The 805-nt window shown below is 44.2% G+C and carries 1 pseudogene; it reads right to left on the reverse strand.

Features of this window, described 5'->3' with window-relative positions:
• Nucleotides 1-805 (reverse strand): annotated as a pseudogene (locus R7E78_RS25850) (tyrosine/phenylalanine carboxypeptidase domain-containing protein); the annotation flags it as partial.

Below are 805 nucleotides of genomic sequence, written 5' to 3' on the forward strand. Positions count from 1 at the left end.
TCTTTAATCATGGATTCTACAGCAAGCACGCGAAGAGCTAAGGTTCTTAAACGTTTGATACTGAAGTGTCCAGAGAGGTACTCACACAAAATGGCCAACCCTTCCTGCGTATTGGTATTGGCAGGGCAACCTAAACTAAGCACTTTAAGTGGCTGTTGACGGCCATTAAGCGTAGTTAGCAAATGCACGCCCATCTCGTGGTGTGCCAGCGCTTCAAGCTCGTCAGTTGTGATGTGCGCAGCGCTGTTAATCTTCACTCGAGAGCCTGACACCAAAGCGTTTGCTAGCATGCCATCTAAGATTTGAATTTCACATTCATACCCATTTTTATCGGCGAAGCTTTGCATGAAATGAGCAATGGAGCGGCTATCATGCTCTGGTTTGCTCTCTTCTTCTGTCGGCAGATGCAAAATGAAATGTGCGTTAGCAATGTCTTTCGCACTTGGTTCACCGTAGTAGCGCAGAGAGTTGTATAGGAACTATTGCGTACCTATGGTGTTGACTTGATCAAGTTTGTCGGCGTAAGACTGAATGACATCCTCATAAAGCTTTTGTAACTGAGCATCTTCGATGTGTTCCAAAGGCAATTCGTACAAACGGCGTTTTGACTGATGAGTGTCAAGAGGCGCTTTCTGGTACTGAAAGTTAGGTTCTTGCGAGTACTTATTACTGATGAACCTTTCTCGCTCTTGGGCGTAATTAAGCGGGTTTACGCTGCTAAGAATATCAATATCAGTGACTAACTGAGTGAGGTTTTCATCTATTGCTAATAGCTGGCTAGAAATTGGTTCATTAAACTGAGCTA

The organism is Vibrio sp. YT-19(2023), from assembly GCF_033337395.1.